The sequence below is a fragment of the Corynebacterium sp. HMSC05E07 genome (assembly GCF_001807225.1).
Classification (GTDB): domain Bacteria; phylum Actinomycetota; class Actinomycetes; order Mycobacteriales; family Mycobacteriaceae; genus Corynebacterium; species Corynebacterium singulare.
In genome coordinates, this window is the sequence record NZ_KV788202.1 from 234,230 (window position 1) to 253,636 (window position 19,407).

Annotated in this window: 18 protein-coding genes; 9 read left to right on the forward strand and 9 right to left on the reverse strand. The window is 61.3% G+C overall.

Annotation, left to right across the window (positions count from 1 at the left end):
- Window positions 1-5 precede the first annotated feature (5 nt).
- Genes HMPREF3149_RS01305 through lspA form a run of 3 tightly spaced genes read right to left on the reverse strand, consistent with a single transcriptional unit; the run spans window position 6 to window position 1,985 of the window.
- Window positions 6-605, reverse strand: a complete 600-nt coding sequence (locus HMPREF3149_RS01305; protein ID WP_070535965.1) for a hypothetical protein — start codon at window positions 603-605, stop codon at window positions 6-8.
- Window positions 602-1,525, reverse strand: a complete 924-nt coding sequence (locus HMPREF3149_RS01310; protein ID WP_070535968.1) for an RluA family pseudouridine synthase — start codon at window positions 1,523-1,525, stop codon at window positions 602-604. The genes HMPREF3149_RS01305 and HMPREF3149_RS01310 overlap by 4 nt, the downstream gene beginning before the upstream one ends.
- Window positions 1,518-1,985, reverse strand: coding sequence for a signal peptidase II (gene lspA / locus HMPREF3149_RS01315; RefSeq protein WP_371440930.1), 468 nt, complete (start codon window positions 1,983-1,985; stop codon window positions 1,518-1,520). The genes HMPREF3149_RS01310 and lspA overlap by 8 nt, the downstream gene beginning before the upstream one ends.
- 68 nt (window positions 1,986-2,053) lie before the next feature.
- Here lspA and HMPREF3149_RS01320 point away from each other — a divergent pair, with 68 nt between their 5' ends.
- Complete coding sequence (locus HMPREF3149_RS01320) at window positions 2,054-3,001, forward strand: DUF6263 family protein (protein WP_070535974.1); 948 nt, start codon at window positions 2,054-2,056, stop codon at window positions 2,999-3,001.
- An 83-nt stretch (window positions 3,002-3,084) separates the two neighbouring features.
- Here the strand turns inward: HMPREF3149_RS01320 and HMPREF3149_RS01325 are convergent, their stop codons facing one another.
- Window positions 3,085-3,681, reverse strand: a complete 597-nt coding sequence (locus HMPREF3149_RS01325; protein ID WP_070535976.1) for a WKL family lipoprotein — start codon at window positions 3,679-3,681, stop codon at window positions 3,085-3,087.
- 105 nt (window positions 3,682-3,786) lie between these two features.
- Between HMPREF3149_RS01325 and HMPREF3149_RS01330 the strand changes: the two genes are divergently transcribed.
- Window positions 3,787-4,725 (forward strand): asparaginase, encoded by a 939-nt coding sequence (locus HMPREF3149_RS01330; RefSeq protein ID WP_070535979.1) that lies wholly within the window; start codon window positions 3,787-3,789, stop codon window positions 4,723-4,725.
- On the opposite strand, the gene HMPREF3149_RS01335 is transcribed toward HMPREF3149_RS01330, so the two are convergent.
- Window positions 4,722-6,146: a DNA polymerase IV gene (locus HMPREF3149_RS01335; protein ID WP_070536091.1), complete on the reverse strand. Its 1,425-nt coding sequence runs from the start codon at window positions 6,144-6,146 to the stop codon at window positions 4,722-4,724. The two genes, HMPREF3149_RS01330 and HMPREF3149_RS01335, sit on opposite strands and share 4 nt — an antisense overlap.
- Before the next feature lie 111 nt (window positions 6,147-6,257).
- Here HMPREF3149_RS01335 and HMPREF3149_RS01340 point away from each other — a divergent pair, with 111 nt between their 5' ends.
- The 6 genes from HMPREF3149_RS01340 to HMPREF3149_RS01365 all read left to right on the forward strand — a co-directional run bounded on the left by HMPREF3149_RS01340 (window position 6,258) and on the right by HMPREF3149_RS01365 (window position 12,727).
- A complete protein-coding gene (locus HMPREF3149_RS01340) occupies window positions 6,258-7,250 on the forward strand; it encodes an ABC transporter ATP-binding protein (RefSeq protein ID WP_042533327.1) in 993 nt (330 codons plus the stop codon).
- A gap of 33 nt (window positions 7,251-7,283) precedes the next feature.
- Complete coding sequence (locus HMPREF3149_RS01345) at window positions 7,284-8,360, forward strand: ABC transporter substrate-binding protein (protein ID WP_042531522.1); 1,077 nt, start codon at window positions 7,284-7,286, stop codon at window positions 8,358-8,360.
- Between the two features lie 34 nt (window positions 8,361-8,394).
- Window positions 8,395-10,056, forward strand: a complete 1,662-nt coding sequence (locus tag HMPREF3149_RS01350) for an ABC transporter permease (RefSeq protein WP_042531524.1) — start codon at window positions 8,395-8,397, stop codon at window positions 10,054-10,056.
- Window positions 10,049-10,654 carry a metallophosphoesterase family protein gene (locus HMPREF3149_RS01355; RefSeq protein ID WP_246819909.1) on the forward strand — a complete coding sequence of 202 codons (606 nt, stop codon included), beginning with the start codon at window positions 10,049-10,051 and terminating at the stop codon, window positions 10,652-10,654. Before HMPREF3149_RS01350 ends, HMPREF3149_RS01355 begins: the two co-directional genes overlap by 8 nt.
- Window positions 10,655-10,778: 124 nt before the next feature.
- Window positions 10,779-11,420, forward strand: coding sequence for a GntR family transcriptional regulator (locus HMPREF3149_RS01360; protein ID WP_070535981.1), 642 nt, complete (start codon window positions 10,779-10,781; stop codon window positions 11,418-11,420).
- 122 nt (window positions 11,421-11,542) lie between these two features.
- Window positions 11,543-12,727, forward strand: a complete 1,185-nt coding sequence (locus HMPREF3149_RS01365; RefSeq protein WP_070536097.1) for an MFS transporter — start codon at window positions 11,543-11,545, stop codon at window positions 12,725-12,727.
- 67 nt (window positions 12,728-12,794) lie between these two features.
- Here HMPREF3149_RS01365 and ileS read toward each other — a convergent pair whose 3' ends face one another.
- Entirely contained in the window at window positions 12,795-15,992 is a 3,198-nt protein-coding gene (gene ileS / locus HMPREF3149_RS01370; protein WP_070535984.1) for an isoleucine--tRNA ligase, read from the reverse strand.
- A 363-nt stretch (window positions 15,993-16,355) separates the two neighbouring features.
- On the opposite strand from ileS, the gene HMPREF3149_RS01375 reads away from it, so the two are divergent.
- A complete protein-coding gene (locus tag HMPREF3149_RS01375; protein WP_070535987.1) occupies window positions 16,356-17,432 on the forward strand; it encodes an HNH endonuclease signature motif containing protein in 1,077 nt (358 codons plus the stop codon).
- A 60-nt stretch (window positions 17,433-17,492) separates the two neighbouring features.
- Here HMPREF3149_RS01375 and HMPREF3149_RS13515 read toward each other — a convergent pair whose 3' ends face one another.
- From HMPREF3149_RS13515 to HMPREF3149_RS01385, 3 genes are all read right to left on the reverse strand, one after another.
- A complete protein-coding gene (locus HMPREF3149_RS13515; RefSeq protein ID WP_042531539.1) occupies window positions 17,493-17,663 on the reverse strand; it encodes a hypothetical protein in 171 nt (56 codons plus the stop codon).
- 89 nt (window positions 17,664-17,752) lie between these two features.
- Window positions 17,753-18,874, reverse strand: a complete 1,122-nt coding sequence (locus HMPREF3149_RS01380; protein ID WP_070535989.1) for a DivIVA domain-containing protein — start codon at window positions 18,872-18,874, stop codon at window positions 17,753-17,755.
- A gap of 169 nt (window positions 18,875-19,043) precedes the next feature.
- Window positions 19,044-19,355, reverse strand: a complete 312-nt coding sequence (locus HMPREF3149_RS01385) for a YggT family protein (protein ID WP_042531542.1) — start codon at window positions 19,353-19,355, stop codon at window positions 19,044-19,046.
- Window positions 19,356-19,407 lie beyond the last annotated feature (52 nt).

Genomic DNA, 19,407 nt, shown 5'->3' on the forward strand with positions numbered 1-19,407 from the left:
ACTCCTTAAGGTTTCTCGGACTGGTGGACGTTGGACGGCGGGCGAACTCCGAAAGAGCCCCAGGCGGCGTCGACAGGAGCGGCCTCCACTGTCTTTACGCGGGGGTCGGCGGCGAGCGCACGCAGCTCGGCACCGCTGGAATATACCACCGCAGCATCGACGGTGGTGGGGGCCTCCTCACCGATGTCGCGGGCGCGGTCTGCCACGCGGTGAAGCACAGTATCGATGACATCGGAGCGGTCCTTGCCCGCAGTAGGCTCCGGGACGACCACGGGGGCTGCCAAGCCGATAACGATGGCGTTCATGCGCTGAACAGGGCTCAGGAGGTCAGCGGTTTCCTCGGGGGTAAGTGCGTCATTAAACCCCACCAGCGCATACGTCGGCTCGTCGACCTGCGCCAGTGATTCCTCGGCACGCTCGCGGTACTCGGCGGCGCTTTCTGCGCCATCTGGTCCCAGCTGATCGCCCTGCAGCGCGGTACTCGGTTGGGTACCGAACACACCAAACGCAAGCACCACGGCACAGGCCGCCACGGCCAGCAGCACGAGGGCAGCGATGCGCCGCCGCCGATAGATGTGAGCGCTAGGGACTCGCCGGTTCATCATCCGCGCAGAACCTCAACCGCATGTTCCAGATCTTCTGGATACGGGGCCGTGCACTCGAACCACTGACCGGTGCCCGGGTGAGTAAAGCCCAAGGTGACCGCATGCAGCCACTGGCGGATAAGCCCCACCCGTTTGGCTAGGTTCGGATCACAGCCATACATCGGATCACCGACGCACGGGTGCCCAGTGGCAGACATGTGGACGCGAATCTGGTGCGTACGGCCGGTCTCCAAGTGGACTTCGAGGAGGCTGGCCTCGCGGAAAGCCTCGAGCAGCGTGTAGTGCGTCACCGCCGGCTTGCCGTCATCGACCACCGCGAACTTCCAGCCCGCCGACGGATGGCGCCCAATCGGGGCATCAATAGTGCCAACGATGGGATCCGGCAGACCTTGGACCACCGCGTGGTAGGTCTTTTCCACGGTGCGTTCGCGAAAGGCCGTCTTGAGCTGGGAATAGGCACGTTCGCTGGCTGCCACAACCATGACGCCAGACGTTCCCACGTCGAGGCGGTGGACAATGCCTTTGCGTTCGGTAGGGCCGGCGTCGGCAAGCGCATAGCCCGCCGCCCGCAACCCACCAATCACGGTGGGGCCGTCCCAGCCCAACGTGGGGTGTGCGGCCACGCCCACCGGTTTGTACACACAGATGATGTCCTCATCCGAGTAGAGGACATCCATCCCCTCGACCAGCTCTTCCTTCGGAACGAGGGGCTCGTCCGGAGCGGGCATCATGACATCCACCCACCCCCCGGCAGTGAGCCTCTCGGACTTGCCTACAGCGACGCCGTCGATCTCTACGTCCCCCGCCGCGCACAGCTCCGCCACCTTTGCCCGAGACAGCCCAAGAAGCTTGGCCAGGGCCGCATCAGCGCGCATGCCCTCCAAACCTTCGGGTACTGGCAACCTACGACTCTCACGCATCAGATTCCTGCGCCTCCTTCCGCTCGGCCCGGAGCATCCCGATAATAAAGACAACGACCCCACACGTAATCGACGCATCCGCGATGTTAAAGACGGCGAAGTTACCCACGGAGATGTAATCCACCACGTGCCCAAACCAGAAGCCGGGCTCGCGGAAGAGCCGGTCCATGAGGTTGCCCAGGGCGCCGCCGCCAATCATGGCCAAACCCACGGCCTGCCAAGAATCATGGAGCCGAGGAGCAGCAATGGCGACGCCGATGACGAAAACCAACTGGATGGTGGTAAACAGCCACGTGGAGCCCTCGCCGCCCATAGAGAAGGCCGCGCCGGGATTGAAGAGGAGGTACAACCGGAACCAGTTGCCAATCACCGGCATCGCTTCACCCTTGGTGAGGATCGACAGCATGAGCTGCTTGACTGCTTGGTCGACGGCGGCCACGCCGAGAACCACCGCGGCCATTGTTCCGATATAACTCCTTGCTTTCACCCGTTCCATTCTAAACAGCCTGATCCGGTAATTTGGAATGCGTGTTTCGTGTGAGAGTCCTAGCAGTCCTGTCCGCCGCCACCTTGGGAGTAACCGGCGCGCTCGCTGGCTGTACCTATTCCCAGCCGGCCAAGCCTGTGGAGGAGCCCGTGGGCTTGCCCCTCGATGCCCCGCGCGTTACCATCCTCTCCCCCGGTGATGGTGCCGGTCGTGTGCTGGCGTACCAGGATCTCGACTCCGAGCAGTCCCTGACCTACACGGTGGCCACTGGCTTCAACCAGGACTTGCGCAAGGACGGCAGCGAAGGCTCCTCACCTGAGGCCACCGACGAGGTCACTCTCCCGCTGCAAGCCTCCGTGGAGGCTGCGACCGAGAACGTCGAGGGACAGGTGCCGGCGAGCCGCAATGCTTTTGTCACCGTGGGCAAGCCGGAAGCCGCACACGCTGATGTGGCGTCGGCCGAAGGTTTCCAGTTTGGCTGGCGCGGCACCGATACCGGTCAGATGAATTCGCTGCGCCTCGCCGCCCCGCAGGCAGCCACCGATGAGGCTCGCAGTACGGTGGAGCGCGCGATTACCAGCCTGACCTCACTGCCCATCGTCTTCCCTGAGGAGGAGATTGGCCCCGGCGCTAAGTGGACCGTGGAGTCTCGTGTCACCGGTGAATCGACCTTGCTGCAGACCACGACGTACACCTTGAACAAACTCGAGGGTGATGTCGCTACCCTCGATGTATCCGTGGAGCAGCGCCCGTCCCTGGGCGCCCTGTCCTTCGACAGCGCCGATGCCCCCGCCGAGCTTCACGGCAAGGAGCTCAAGGTCCTCGACTCATCAACCACATCCGAGGGCACCGTCACTGTTGATCTCTCCAAGCCCTTGCCCACGGCTGGCGCCGTCTCCATCACCACCCTCATCTCCTACGGCTCCGAGGGCTCGGACCTCCGCGTCATGCAGTCCAACGCAACTGAAATGGAGTTCCACACCGACTAAGAGCACGCAGAAACACCCGCACTCCCCCGGTTCGAAGCCAGGGGGGATGCGGGCGTACGTAAATGTGTGGGTAGCGAACTAGATTACTGCGCGGGGGCTTCTGCGCCGCCCTCTGCGGGCATCTCGCCTTCGGCGCCGCCACCGGCAGGCGCATCAACAACAGAGTCAGCACACATCTCCGGAACTTCCTCTGGCGGCACGATGTTGGTCACGAGGACACACGCCCAAGTCTTGGACAGCTTCCAGGAGCCGCCCTCGTTGATGAACTCGACCTGGTCGGCAGTCTGCTGCTGGCCGTCCGGGGTGTTGATATGGACGGTAGCCAGAGCGGAATCCGGCACAAGGCCCGGAATGACTGGGGCAACAACCTCGAAGGTGGCACCGGATTCAGCCTGGGACTGGGACATGACGTCGAAAAGCTCCGGCGCGGTCTCACTGCCTTGCACCAGCTGAATCTTCTCCTCCTGCGGCACGTTCGGGTCAGAGGCCTTGGTCAGGATCTCGTTGAGTTCCTCCACGGACGGCATCTCGGTGGAGACGACCTGGGATGCAGAGGTCTCGCCGGAAGGCTTGGCGGCGCTGCTGGTGTTGACCGCGTCATCGTCAGAAGACGAGCAGGCAGCCAGGGTGGTGGCGGCGCCTAGGGCCAGGGCTGCGACGCTCAGCTTGATGGATTTCACAGATACTCCTCACTAGGGGGTCGTGGTTAATCCCTTTCACTCTAGCGCTCACGAACATCACCCTGTGTTTCCCGCGCAGCGTTGCGCTTGAAGTACCCTGGTGGAATGACTTTTGCGCTCATCGCCACCGGCGGCACCATCGCCTGCACCACCGTCGAAGATGGCTCCCTCGTTCCCACCGTCAGCGGGCAACAGCTTGTAGAGTCCCTCGACGACTCACCTGCTGATGCACAGAGCTTCGACGTCATCGAGTTTCGTCAGCTCGATTCAAGCTCTATCACCCTGGCGGATCTGGATGAACTCCTCGCCTGCGTGCAGTCCCAGCTTGCTCGTGACGAGATTGAGGGCGTTCTCATCACCCACGGCACCGATTCCATGGAAGAGACCGCGCTGGCGCTATCGCTTTTTGATCTTGGTTCTGGGCCCATCGTTGTAACAGGCGCACAGCGCTCCTTCGATCATCCGCAGGGCGATGGTCCGCGTAACCTGCGCGATGCCCTCGAGCTCCTGCGTACCAAGAACTCAGGCGTGTGGGTTCAGTTTGGCGGGCGCACCATTGCCGGGCGCGGCGCACGCAAGTGGCACACATCCCACCTCAACGGTTTTGAAGAGCTTCCGGTGGGCGAACCACTCCACGCACCCCTGCCCCTGGTGCCGCTCGCTCCCCACACCGTCTCCATCATCGCAGCGTATCCGGGTTCGGACGCTGCGCTTGTCGACGCCTCCCTTACCCACTCCTCCGGCCTCATCATTGAAGCCTTGGGCTCGGGCAACATGGGCGAAGAGATGGGCGCCGGCGTGGCCCGCGCCTTGGAGTCGGGGATTCCTGTTGTCATCAGCACCCGCACGCCCTATGGAAAGACCAAGCTGGCCTACGGAGGTGCCGGTGGCGGCGCCACTGTGGGCGAACTGGGCGCGGTGGCCTCAGGCGCCTTCCGCGCTGGCCAGGCCCGCATCCTACTCGCCGCGGCGCTGGCCACCGGCACGCCCGTGGCCGACATTTTCGCCCAAGCCCCGGCCACCCGGACCTACACCGCTGACTAGTCTTCCTCCGAGTCGACGCTGTCCAGGTAGTCCTCCCAGGCCAGGGAATCCACGGGGTCAGCCGGCTGCAGGTCCTTATCATCCGTAGCAAAAGACCGGGCAATCCCCGGACCTGTCGCGCTGGTTTCAAAACGTACGCTGACCACCCCATGCCCTGTGCCTTGAATCCAGCCATGCCCGAAATCGGGATGGTACACATCCTGAGTAGCGTGCCAGCGGCGCGCCGGGTCCGTCCCCGCTGTTCCCAGCTCTCCCGACTCCGGCCCCAATCCTGTCCCAGACTCGGGCTCACCGGGAGCATGATCGCTCACGCCGGTTTCATAATCCGTATCTGGGGCTGACCGAACGACCTCGCGGTCCAACTCGGGGAAGAGCACATCTTGACGGGCGGTTTCCAGTCCCGAATAGCTCACGCCCACGAGTCGAATGGGCCCTAGCTCGTCAGGATAGCGCGCCAGGCTCAACGCCTTGGCTTTGAGAATGTCAAGATCATCGGTGGCATACGGCAAAGTAGCTGAGCGCGACTCGATGTGAAAATCCGCCATCCGTAACTTCACCGTCACTGTGCGTGCGCCGCGGCCATCCTTGAGCAGCCTGCGGTGCGCGCCCTCCGCCGCGCGGGTCAGCGCCGCATCCACCTCTGCCACTGTGCGCAAATCCGTGGGATAGGTGAACTCAGTGGAAATCTGCTTCGCAATCGCTCGCGGCGCCACCGGCCTATCATCAATGCCCTGCGCCAGCTGCCACAACTGCACGCCCACCACGCCACCGAGGGAAATCTCCACCTCCTTGCGGCTCATCGCCGCCAGCTGCCCAATCGTGTCCACCCCGATTGCCGCGAGCTTCTGCTGCGTCACCGGTCCCGCTCCCCACAGTTTCCCTACTGGCAGCGGGTGAAGAAGCTCATCAAAACGGTCGTGCGGCACAACGAAGGTGCCATCGGGCTTGGCCTCCCCGGACGCAATCTTCGCTGCCTGCTTGCCCGCCCCAGCACCGATTGAACTGGGCAGACCAGTCTCCTCACGGATGACGCGGCGAAGGTTCTCGGACCATTCAAGGACGTCGGTGGGGGTGGCGTCGACAAGCGCAGCCGGTTCCAGGAAGGCCTCATCAATGGACAACTGCTCAATGAGCCCCGCGTGCTCAGCAATGATGCCGAAGACTCGGCGCGAGGCCACCGAATACACCGCCCGGCGCGGCTGCACCACCACGGCCTGATAGCCAACAAGCTGCTGCGCGCGGAACATCGGCATAGCCGAGTGCGCACCGTATGTGCGGGCTTCGTACGAAGCCCCCGCCACCACGCCGCGCCCACCGGCCCCGCCCACCAGCACGGGTCGACCCTTCAGCGTGGGCCGGGTCAGTTGCTCCACGGAGGCGAAGAATGCATCCATGTCAATGTGAAGGACCCAGCGTTGCATGCGCCCCAGTCTAAACCCCGCCTCGGTGTTACCTGTCATTTCGTTTTCCTTAAGGCAACCACCACACGACGTTTCCCTTTCGTTTACTTTCGTACTCTAACTTTCCCTGATGTGACTTCTCAGCTTTCGCCGCACACCCCTGCCTCTCAGGCCCACGTGGTCGTCAACGGCATCAAGCGTGAGTTCGCGGACAACACCGGCCTCCATGCCACCGACCTCGTCATCAACTCCGGCGAGTTCATTTCCATCCTCGGCCCCTCCGGGTGCGGAAAGTCCACGCTCCTACGCTGCATCGCGGGCCTTGAAACCCCCGATACCGGTACCATCACCTTTTCCGGCACCGAGGTCTTCGGCCCTCACACCAATGTTCCGGTCAACAAACGCAACCTCTCCATGGTCTTCCAAGACCTCGCGCTGTGGCCACACATGACGGTGGAGAAAAACATCGAATTCCCCCTCACCACCGCTGGCAACAAGGTATCCGCTGCCGAGCGTGCCGAACGCGTGCGCACCTGCATGGACATGGTTGGCATCACCCCGAAGGCTCAAGCCCGCCCCAACCAGCTCTCCGGCGGTCAGCAACAGCGCGTGGCCATTGCCCGTGCCCTCGTGTCCAACCCACAGCTGCTGCTCATGGATGAGCCTCTGTCAGCACTCGACGCCGCCCTGCGCGTCCAAATTCGAGCTGAACTCACCGCGCTCGCCCAAGACCTCGGCCTCACGGTTATCTACGTCACCCACGACCAGTCGGAGGCACTCGCGATGTCGGACCGGGTTGTGGTGATGAAAGACGGCGTCATCGAGCAGTTCGCTGACCCTGTCACTCTCTACGACTCCCCCGCCACGTCCTTCGTTGGTGGTTTCGTGGGCACCATGAATCGCCGTGACGGGCTTCCCGACGTCCGCCCCGAAAACCTCTCCGTCCTCGGCGCGGAGGAAGACATTGGGTCTTTCCCGCACCATGTGGACGGCACTGTCCGCACCGCCCAGTACATCGGCGGACGCTACGAACTGCACTGTGACGTCGAAGGCTCCGACGAGCCGTGGGTGGCCTACAGCCGCTCCCGAATCGAGCGCGGTTCGACGGTGCGCCTCGCGTACTAACCCCATCAGATTTTCTACCTCTAAGGATTCTCCATGGTCTACAAGAAACTCTCTCTCGCCCTAGCCGCCACTGCGGCGTCCGCTCTGGCCTTGACTGGCTGCGGTTCCGTTGACTCCGCCGAGTCGACTGATGCCTCCACTGACACCACCGGTTCCGAGGCATCCTCCGCTGAAGCTTGGGAGGCTCCAGAAGGCCTGTCCGGCGACTTGGACTACTACTCTGCAAACCCGCAGGGGCTTACCGACGCCCTCGTCGAAGCCTTCGAAGAGAAGACCGACGTCACCGTCAACGTCTTCGCTGACACCACCGGCAAGATCACCGCGAAGCTCAAGGCCGAGGAAGCTAACCCGCAGGCAGACGTCGTGTACCTGGCTTCCTGGTCCGCTGCATCCAAGCAGGACAAGGCTGGCGCTCTAGAGGAGTACACCCCGGAGGGCGCAGACAAGATCACTCCAAGTTGGGTTTCCAAGAACGGCACGTTCACCGGCCGCGACGGCTCGGCATTGGCCCTGGTAACCAACACCAACGTTGTTGACTCGGTCCCGCAAGACTGGGAGGACCTCGCTGACGAAAAGTACAAGGACCAGGTCATCATGCCGGATCCGCGTGAGTCCGGTACCGCTGCTGACCTCATCGCCGCCATGGTGTCCCAGTGGGGTGAGGACAAGACTTGGGAGCTCTTTGACAAGCTCTTCGACAACGGCATGATTGTCCAGGGCGCAAATGGCCCTGCTCTCGACCAGGTCACCTCCGGCTCTCGCGGCATCGTCATGGGAGGCGTGGACTACTCCGCCTACTCCGCCAAGTCCAAGGGCGAGCCGCTGGAGGTCGTCATCCCCTCCTCCGGCACCACCGTAACCCCGCGTCCGGTCATGATTCTCAAAACCACCGACAACAAGGAGGCCGCCGAAGCCTTCGTCGACTTCCTTTTCTCTGACGAGGCCCAGGAGATTTCCGCCTCCAAGAACATGATCCCGGCCAACACCGAAATCACCCCGAAGAACGGCCCGAAGCTGGATGAGATCACGACCCTGAACGAGGATCTCGACACCGTTGTGTCCACCTCTAAGGACGTCAAGGAAAAGTTTGCCCAGCGCTACCTGAAGTAGCCCCTGCTTTCTTACCACGGAGTAACCCCATCTCATGAGCACCACGACACGCACCCCGCAGCGCATTCTCGGCATTTATGCAGTACTCATCGTCCTGCTTGTGCTCGTCGCCGCACCGCTGGTCTCGGTGCTCATCAGTGCCGTGGTGGGCTACCGCGATGAGCCGTCCTCGCTCCACAAGATTGTGGAGCCAGGCATGGGAGAGGTGTTGCTCAACACGGTCATCCTCTCCTTGCTCGTGGTGGTCTTTTCTACCTTGTTTGCCGCACCCCTCGCGTTTCTGCGTGCATGGACACCTTTTTCTAAGGCGAACTGGATAGAAATCGCCATCATGATCCCGTTTATGACCCCGCCTTTTGCCGCAGCGATGGCCTGGATGGACTTCACCCGCCGCGGTGGAGTCGCCGAAATGCTCCTCGGGCATACCCTGGGCAAGCTCGCTCACGACGCCATTTACTCCGTGCCCGGCATGGCCTTCATTATGGCCTGCGAACTTTTCCCGTTCCTCTACCTCATTCTCCGCAACTGCCTGACCTCCATTCCTGCTTCGTCTCTGGAAATGGCGCAGGTGGCAGGCGCCAGCCGCTGGCAACAGTTAAGCCGTATCATCATGCCGGCGGTGGTAGGCCCCTATTCGCTTGGCGCGCTGATTGTCTTCATCAAGGCCGCCGGCGAGTTCGGCACCCCAGTTACCTTGGGCTACGCTATCGGCTTCAAGGTGCTGGTCTCCTCCATCTACCAGGATGTCACCATTGACCCGCTCAGCTTTTCCGACGCTGCGGCTTCATCGTCAGTACTTTTCGCTCTAGGAGTGGCCGCATGGGCATTTCAGCAGTGGGTCTCGCGCCGCGACCTGACCGGTGGCGGCCGAGTGTCCCGCCAGGTGTCACTGCGTGTTGGCGCAGTGGGTAAGTCCATTGGTGGTCTGGTGACCTTCCTTATCTTCGCTTGCTCGGTACTTATCCCGTACATCTCCATCACCCTGGCTGCGATGACTATCCTGCGCTCTGCACCGCCCACACCGCAGAACCTCACCTTTGACTACTTCGCCATCGTTCTCCAGATGCCGTCTGCCCAGGAGGCGCTCCTGCGCTCTATTGCCCTCGGTGCGGTCGGGGCTACGACGGCCGTCGTCCTCGGCATTGCAGTCACGCTGCTCACTCAGCACACCAAGCGCCTCAGCGCCCGTGTCGCCGACTTCCTCGCCGTGGCTCCCGATACCGTTCCCGGCATAGTTCTCGCCATTGGCTTCATTCTCCTGTGGAACGCCCCGTGGCTGCCGTGGTCTCCGTATGGCACCATGGGCATCCTCGTCTTGGCCTTCACCGTGCTCTTCTTGCCGATGGCCGTGCAGAACATCAAGACCTCCGCCAGCGCAGTCTCTCCCACTGTGTACGAAGCCGCCGCAGTTTCAGGGGCAACAGCTTCCCACACGCTGCGCAGCATCACGCTCCCACTGCTCGCTCCCGGTATCTTCGCCGGATGGTTATTGGCGTTCTTCGTTGGTTTCCGGGAGCTTGTGATGTCGTCGCTTATCCGCCCGAGTCAGCTGAACCTCCTGGCACCGTGGATTATGAATCAGTTCGATCAAGGCCACCGCGCCGAGGCCATGGCAATGACCCTCATCGGTGTGGGCACCTCCACCGTGGTGCTCGTCCTCATCACGTGGTGGCAGGGGCGCAAAACTAGTGTCTAGCATTCTCATTTTTGCGGATCTCCACCTAGGCAAGCCCGGCGCGCCCGGCTTGCACTGGGCGCTGGACATGCTGGAGAACGCTACCGCGGACGCCTGCGTGTGCCTCGGTGACATCATCGACCGCGATGCCGACCCCGCAACCTACGTGCCCCAATCCTATGAGGTGTTGAGCCGCGCCGGCGAGCGCTTCAACGAGGTCCATTTCATTTCTGGCAACCACGATGTCCACCACGAGCTCACCTTCCCAGCGGACGTCATGGTCCACCCGACTGAGGTGCATTCCTTCACCTGTGCTGGCGCTACCGTTGTTACGGCTGCAGTTGCTTCCGATCCGGATCCGCGCATGCTCACTTTCCCGGCGCGCCAGCATCACGGCCCGCACCTCGGTCTACTGCACTCGTCCGTGTCCGGTGAGTTTTCCAAGGGCTTGTGTCTGCCTGTTACTCCTCAAGAACTCGAGGCATGTGGATACGATGCTTGGGTTCTGGGGCACGTCCACGCCCCTCAAGTGCTCAACGAGGAACCGTTCATCGGCTGGGTCGGCATGGGTAGCGCTGTGCTTTACGACGTCCCCACCGCCACCCTCACCCGCCTGTAGCTTCTCCACCTGCACTAACACGCTCAGGAGAGAACTAGCTCTCACTTGTCCTTCGCGTGATCGATCTCTCACCATTCGGCATTTCCACTAGACCCCAGCCCCCACATGCATGCATCATGTATGCATGCAGAAAGACAGGGTGCCCGCCGCGGAACGGGCTTATGACCACCTCAAGCGCCGCATCATTGATGACGAGGTCGACGACTCGGAGATGCTTTCTGAAGCCGCCCTCGCCGCCGAACTAGGAATGAGCCGCACTCCGGTGCGTGAAGCCTTCCTCCGCCTAGAGGTCGAAGGTTTTCTGAAGCTCTACCCCAAGCGCGGTGCGCTCGTGGTGCCGATTAGTCCCCGTGAAATTCGCGAGGTCTACGAGGCCCGCCTGCTTGTCGACGAGCACTCTGCCCGCCATATCTGCACCCTCTCTGCCGAGGAACGCGGTCTTATCGCCGATGTCCTCGACGCCATAATCGAGGAGCAGCATGCCGCGCTCGATCAGGACGACTTGCGCGCATACGCCCAGCTCGACGCCAAATTCCACCAGACCATCATGGACAACGGCGGCAATCGCCTGCTGGCCAACTTGGGCCATACCCTGCGCGAGCGCCAGCAGCGTTTCACCGCGACGGCCGTGGGGCGCAGCGTGGAACGCGCCCGAGCGTTCGTAGCCCAACACACCGTGCTTGCCGACGCCCTCCGCGCCGGCCACCTCGACACCTACCTCACCGAACTAGAATCCCACCTCAACTCTTCAAGGAAGCAACTGTGACTGTCTCCGCACATTCGCACCCAGATGTCGACGCACCGGACGCCGACTCGGACCAACCTACTGCCCCTGTCCAGTCCCCCGTAACCCTACATTCGCATGCCTGGTTTCCCGTCGCTGGCTCCATGGTGGCCGTGGCATGGGGCGGCAACGAGTTCACGCCCCTGCTGGTGATGTACCGCGAGGCCTCGCACTTCTCCCAGGTCACGGTCAATGGTCTGCTCGCGGCATACGTCATCGGTATTATTCCAGCATTGCTCATCGGCGGTCCGCTCTCTGACCTCATCGGCCGCCGTCCGATGTTGCTTCCGGCCGCCCCGCTCTCCCTCGCCGGTTCTTTCCTACTCTCCATCGCTCCCGAGGAGCCCCTCATCATCGCTCTGGGCCGAGTCCTGTGCGGCATGGCCTTGGGCTTAGTCATGGCGGTCGGTTCCACATGGATTACCGAACTCATTACCCGCGCCGGCGGTGATCCTGCCTCCGGTGCGCGCAAGGCGTCGTTGTGCCTGACCGCAGGATTCCTTGTTGGTGCTGGCATTGCCTCGGTTCTGGCGCAGTGGGGTCCTTGGCCAACGCACACCGCCTACATCCTGCACATGCTCCTCACCGTGGTCACAGCCATCTGGATCCTCCATACCCCGGAGACCCGTCAGCCCAGCCACGGCACGGTCACAACCACCATTCTGGATCTCACTGTTCGCGAGATGCTCGGGATGCTTCATGTCCCCACTGCCGCCCACAAGCGCTTCGTTCGCGTTGTCATCCCGGTAGCTCCGTGGGTCTTCGGCTGCGCTGGCGCAGCCTATGCCCTGCTTCCACAGCTGCTATCTAATTCGGCGGGCGGTGCTCCCATTGCCTTCTCCGGTCTCATGACCGTCATCACCTTGGGCTGCGGCGTAGGCGTGCAAATGCTAGGCAGTCTCGTGGATACCCATAAATCCGCTCGAGCCTCAGCCATCGCCATGGGCGTGATCACTATTGGTGCTATTCTCGGCGCCCTTGCTGCCCACTCGCTCTCCCTGCCGCTCGGCATCGCGGCGGCCGCGACCATGGGCGCTGGTTATGGCTTGGCTCTCGTCGCCGGCCTCTCCGAGGTACAGCGCATTGCAGGTGAGCGCGAGCTCGCCGGCCTGACCGCCGTGTACTATTCCATCTCCTACACCGGCTTTTTCATCCCCATGGCCTTCAGCGCCCTAGCTCCCTACATCGGGTTCACCAACCTATTCATCATCGGCAGCACTCTCGCCCTAGTGTGCTTGGTCAATGTCATCCTGGCCTGGCGCGCGCACCTGCCCGGTGCTCGACGCTAACTCCGCACAGCACAAAGCTCCACTCTCCCCTTCCGGGAGGTGGAGCTTTTGTCTGCTTGTGATGGCTTTAGGCCTTGGCCGCCGTTGCGGTAACGCCCTTGAGAACGTCATGAACGGCCTGGCCAGCATCGGCAGTCAGTTCCTCCACAGTCACGGTGAAGTCCGTAGCGAGAACCTCCGCCGCGATGTGCTCGCGGTGACGCTGTGCCCACTCTTCCTTGTCTGCCGGAACCGAAAGAACTACCGAGATGCGGTCGGTGACCACGAAGTCCTCGGCCTTACGGGCATCCTGCAAGCCACGGATGACGTCGGCGGCCCAGCCTTCAGCCTCAAGCTCCTCGGTCACCTCGGTATCGAGAACGACCAGACCGTCCACGCCGTCCACGCGCGCCGTAGACTCCGGGTTGGCGGCTTGGAGGCGCTCGGTGTACTCCTCCGGCGACAGACGAATATCGCCATCGACGACGACCTCGTCGCCCTCACGCTCATAATTGCCCGCCTTGAGGTTCTTGATGGCGCGCTGCACATCCTTGCCTAGGCGCGGGCCCGCAACCTTGGCGTTACAAACAACCTCGAAGGTGCCGACCTCATCAACATCATCAGTGAGCACGACGTCCTTAACGTTGACCTCATCGCGGATGATGTCCTTGAAGTCAGCCAAGCGTGCCGACTCCGGCATCGCCACCGTCAGCTTGGGCAACGGAAGACGGTTGCGCAGCTTGTTGGACTTGCGCACCGACGACGCTGCCGATGCCACCGCGCGGGTAGCGTCCATGGCAGCTACGAGAGCGTCGTCAGCCGGGTAGTCCTCCGCCTTCGGGTAGGACGCCAAGTGCACGGAACGCTCACCGGTCAGACCGCGGTAGATCACCTCAGCCACGTGCGGCAGCAGTGGCGCCACCACGCGGGTGACGGTCTCCAGCACCGTATAGAGAGTGTTGAAAGCCTCTTCATGGGTCTCCTCACCCTCCCAGAAACGATCACGGGAACGGCGCACGTACCAGTTAGTCAGCGCGTCAGCGAAGAGACGGACTTCCTCCGTGGCCGAGGCAATGTCGGTATTGGCCAGTGCGTCATTGGTGTTCTTCACCAAGTCATGCGTCTTGGCCAAGATGTAGCGATCGAGCACATTGGTTGAACTGACATCGAACGTCGCCTCCTGGGAGGCATAGAGCTGCAGGAAGGTGTAGGCGTTCCAGATCGGCAGGATAGCCTGGCGCACGCCTTCGCGAATGCCTTGCTCGGTCACGATGAGGTTACCGCCGCGCAGAATCGGCGAGGACATGAGGAACCAGCGCATCGCGTCCGAACCATCGCGGTCAAAGACCTCGTTGACGTTCGGATAGTTGCCCTTCGACTTCGACATCTTCAGGCCGTCATTGCCCAGAACGATGCCGTGGGCCACAACCTTCTTGTACGCGGGGCGGTCAAACAACGCCGTCGACAGCGCATGCATCACATAGAACCAACCACGGGTTTGACCGGAATACTCCACGATGAAATCCGACGGCGAGTGGGTCTCAAACCACTCCTTGTTCTCAAACGGGTAATGCTTCTGCGCAAACGGCATGGACCCAGACTCAAACCAGCAGTCCAACACGTCTGGCACGCGGCGCATCATGGACTTACCCGTCGGATCATCTGGGTTCGGGCGAGTCAGCTCATCAATGTGCGGGCGGTGCAAACTCGTCGGGCGCACACCGAAATCACGCTCCAGCTCATCCAGCGAGCCGTAGACATCCACGCGCGGGTACTCCGGGTTATCGGAGATCCACGCCGGAATCGGCGCACCCCAGTAGCGAGTACGGGAGATGTTCCAGTCCCTAGCGCCCTCTAGCCACTTGCCGAACTGACCATCGCGGATGTGCTCCGGCAGCCACTCAATCTCGTTGTGGTTGAGCTCGACCATGCGGTCGCGGAACTCCGTCACCTTCACGAACCAGGCCGGCAGCGCCATGTAGATCAGCGGCTCGCCCGAACGCCACGAGTGCGGGTAGGAGTGCTCGATGGTCACATGGCGCACCACGCGGCCAGCAGCCTTGAGGTCCTTGATGATGGCCTTGTTCGCATCGAAGACGAGCTGGCCCTCGTACGGCGGCACTTGAGAGGTGAACTTGCCATCCTCATCGACTGGGATGACCAGACCCACGCCGTACTTCTGGCAGGTGAGCATATCGTCCTCACCAAAGGCCGGAGCCTGGTGGACCACACCAGTACCGTCCTCGGTAGTGACGTAATCAGCAAGCAGCAGCTGGTAGGCGTTTTCGACATCCGGGAAGAAATCGAAGATGGGCTGGTACTTGAAACCCTCCAGATCAGACCCCTGGAAGGTCTTCAACACCTCTGCCTGACCAAGCTCTTTCTCCAAGGTGCCTACAAGGGCTTCGGCCATGATGAATGTGCGGCCAGCGAAATCACCCTCAGTAGCCTTAAACAAGACGTAGGTGACCTCCGGATGTACGGCCAAAGCCAGGTTCGAAGGAAGGGTCCAAGGAGTGGTGGTCCAGGCGAGGAAGGAGGCGTCGACAAGCTCGGCGTTATCCGCCAGCGTCTTCTCCGCCGCGCTGCCCTCGCGTGCGCCCGCCACCGGGAAGGTCACCGTCAGGGTCGGGTCCTGGCGCATCTTGTAGGAATCATCCAGGCGCGTCTCCTGGTTCGACAACGACGTGTGTTCAGCCCAGGAATACGGCAGAACCCTAAAGCCCTGGTAAATCAGGCCCTTGTCGTAGAGCTCCTTGAAAGCCCACATGACGGACTCCATGTAGTCCAGGTCCATGGTTTTATAGCCGTTTTCGAAATCCACCCAGCGGGCCTGGCGGTTGACGTACTCTTCCCACTCATCGGTGTATTCAAGGACGGATTTGGCGCAGTACTCATTGAACTTCTCCAGACCCATCTCCTCAATCTGGGCCTTGTCAGTGATGCCGAGCTGCTTTTCTGCCTCGAGCTCCGCCGGCAGACCGTGCGTATCCCATCCGAAAACACGCGGCACATGGTTACCGGCCATGGTGCGGTAACGCGGGACGATGTCCTTGACGTAGCCAGTGAGCAGGTGGCCGTAGTGCGGCAGGCCGTTAGCAAACGGCGGGCCGTCGTAGAAGACGTACTCCGGGCAGCCTTCCGTCTGCTTAAGGCTGGCCTTAAATGTGTCATCGGCCTTCCAGAATTTCTGGACTTCCAGCTCCATATCGGGGAAGCGGGAAGACCCAGCGGTCATGTCGACCTTGGGGTAGACATTGCCGACGTTCGCGGGGGTGTCACTCATCAAAAAATCCTTCACTCGTTCGCTGGTGCGGGGACGCGCCTTTCGGCTCGCGGTACCACCCCGCTTGGGCGCTGATGGTGCGCCCCGCTTCGTTGATGTGAAGGAGATGACGGTCCCTACCCGCCCGGTTCTACTAATGCGGCACGCATGCCTCACGTTCTTCCGGAATGCTCCCACGGTGATGGCCGGATCATTGCATACAGCTCAAAAGTATACCGAGGTGGTCAAGTTTTCACAGGCGCGGGTTCCCTCGATCCCAAAATAGGTACGCCAGTATCCGTAAGAGATAGGTGGGATCGGGTTATTCACAGGAACAGTTTTTCTAGTGCAATCAGAGTGAAACGCAGTTTAGGCTCGGGAACCGTGAACGCACTTCAGAAATTTCTTAACGCTCTCGGGGCCGGCATCGATGTTGTCGCCGGGTGCGATGGGATGTCTGAAGCTGACCTCGTTGCTGCCGGGGCGCCTGATAAAACTGCCCGGCAATTACTCCGTTTGCATGACAGCTTCTTTGGCACGACTGGCATGACGCGCATGCAGCGTGACGCAGTAAAGGCTGCTCGCGAGCGCGGGCATTCCCTGCCTACCTTGGAAGTCATCGACCGCTATGCACGCAAGGCCAAAACCAAGGCCCTAGGCTGGCGAATGCGCTTGGAGCTGTGTCGCACGAATGCTGACACTCTGGCGATGGAATCTTTGGCCAAGAAGAAGCTTAAGGAACACTCGGCGTCCCCGAAACGCACGGCCGGGGTAAAGATATACCGCCGACGTAATGCCCTGTGGACCATGGCGATTACGGCATCGTCCCAGGTCATCGCGGAGCTTAACGACGTCGTCGATGAGCAACGCCCCATCGAATCCATTCGGGATGCCTTCTTTAAAGGTGCGGCTCCACGCAAGGGGTTGCAGACCAATATTCTTGTTCCGCTGGACGCGCTGGCTAAGATTCTCGACGGTGACGGCGAGGAGATCACGCTTCGCATGACCAACGGTGCCACGATGACCGGCGCCGAGTACGTCAACAAGGTCATCTCGGGAGAAATCGACCTCGACGGCACATATGCTACCCTATTTCACCCCGTGCGCGGACCGGTCAACCTCTACCGCGAGGAGCGTTCAGCAAGCCTCAAACAGCGCATCATGGCCATGGCAGAGTCCCCCACTTGCGCGTGGGATGACTGTATGAAGCCCGCCGACGAATGTCAGGTGCATCACCTCATCGCGTGGAAGCTAGGCGGTTTTACCAACCCGGAAAACTTGGTCATGCTTTGCGCCTATCACAACGGCATCAATCAAGATGACCCTAATGCTCCGCCAGGCCGCGGGCGAATGGTGCGAGTCAGGGGAATTCCGAAACGCTATTTCGGTTCTCCCCCGCCGCCCACACCGCGGCAGGCGGCAGTCGAAGCAACCGGACCTCCGCGCAGCAACGCGCCCTAACCCCCTCCGATTTGGTCGACGAACCAGCCCTCGTCCTCAGAAGCTCTCTGAGGGCCAGGGCTACTCGTCGTGCTTGCGGCGCAGTTTGAGAACCGTATCCGCTACGAAGAGGACAATGCCTACTCCTGCAGAGGCAAATAGCAGGTACAGTGACCAGTCAGCAGCCGTGAGGATGTAGTTCACGAACGCCACGAACGCCACGAAGGCCAGCACCAACGCACCAATGAGCATGCCCGCTCCCCCTTTCCATGGCCGCCAGAATTCACGTGCACACAAAAAGAATAACGGCGCCCCCGGAAGGGACGCCGTCAATTCAATGATTAGTTGTTAGCCTTGCCAGCTTCACCGTTGGGTGCCGCGGTGCCGCGAGCCTCCAGCTCCTCGAGCTGGGACTCAAGCAGCGTCTTGAGGCGAGTGCGGTATTCGCGCTCGAAGGTGCGCAGCTCGGAGATACGCGCCTCGAGGGCGGTCTGCTGCTGCTTCACCGTGTTCATAACCTCGGTGTGCTTCTTCTCAGCGTCTGCCTGCAGAGCAGCTGCCTTCTCCTCTGCCTGGCGGATCTGAGCCTCAGCGCGGGAGGTGGCATCAGACTCAGTCTGCTTTGCCTTCGTTTCTGCGTCAGCAACCAGCTTCTTGGAGCGGGTGTCAGCCTCGTGGAGCTGAGCCTCGTAGCGCTTCTGGGCATCGGCAAGCTGGGCCTTGGAGTGAGAGTCAGCATCGGCAAGCTGCTTCTCTGCTGCAGTGCGAGCTTCTGCCAGCATGGACTCGGAGTCTGCCTTGGCTTCGTTGGTGAGGCGGTCTGCCATTTCCTGAGCCAGGCCGAGCACACGAGCAGCCTGCATGTGGGTATCCGGGGTAGCCAGGCCCTCACCGGACGTGGCAGCACCAGCACCAGCAATACCGGCGGCAGCGGTGGAAGCGCCGGAGTTCTTCGCGGACTCCAGCTCCTTCTTGGTGTTCTCCAGCTCGCGCTTGGAAGCCTCGAGCTCGCGCTTTGCAGCAGCAGCCTCCTCGCGAGCGGCCTTGAGCTCAGCGGAGTTGTCCTGCTGCTGTGCGGCAGGGGCCTGGGCAGGCTGAGCCTGGGCGGCCTTTGCTTGCTCCTGAGCCTTCTTGGTTTCTTCCTTAGCCTTGGCAATCTCATTCTTGGAGTCAGCCAGCTTAGCCTCGTACTCAGCACGAAGCTTGGACTCAACGTCCTTGCGCACGGCGGCCTCATCAACCTTGGTTGCAGCGGCGCCGGCGCCTGCAGCAGCGCCGCCCTTGGACTGAGACTTCAGGTCCTCAACCTGGGCCTGGAGCTCGTCGTTTTCATCCTGCAACTGAGCAAGAGCATCCTCAACAAGGTCGAGGAACTGATCGACCTCGTCCTCGTTGTAGCCACGCTTGCCAATTGGCGGCTTGCTGAAAGCGACGTTGTGTACATCAGCTGGTGACAGTGGCATTGACTTCTCTTCCCCTTACAAATCGGTCAAACCTCTAGTGGGTCCAGAGGCCGGGTACATATGCGGTTAATAATACGGATTGTGATAACTCATTGTATCCAAATCAACACATTATCTAACGCGGGCACTAGTCTCAACGTTAACCGGAGGGTTTAATACACCCGACCGGCTATACAGCCACCCCAGCAGCTCCAAAGAAGAACCACTTTATGAGCTTCGATAGGACCGCGAGCAGCAAAAAGAGCACGATGATCGACACATCCAGCGCGATACCTCCAAGCTGCAACGGCGGGATCACTTTGCGCAGCGCCTTGACTGGCGGATCAGTAATAACAAAGAGCACTTCAGCCACCATCATGAACCACCGCGGAGGGTTGAACTGGCGCGAGAAAGACTGAATCATCTCGATGACGATGCGCGCGAGCAAAATCCACGAATAGAGGCTCACCGCGACGAGGAGAATTGAACCTAAAGCATTCACAACGCCCGAGCCTATCGGAACCACCCCCGCGAGCGGTACTCCCCTGCCCGGC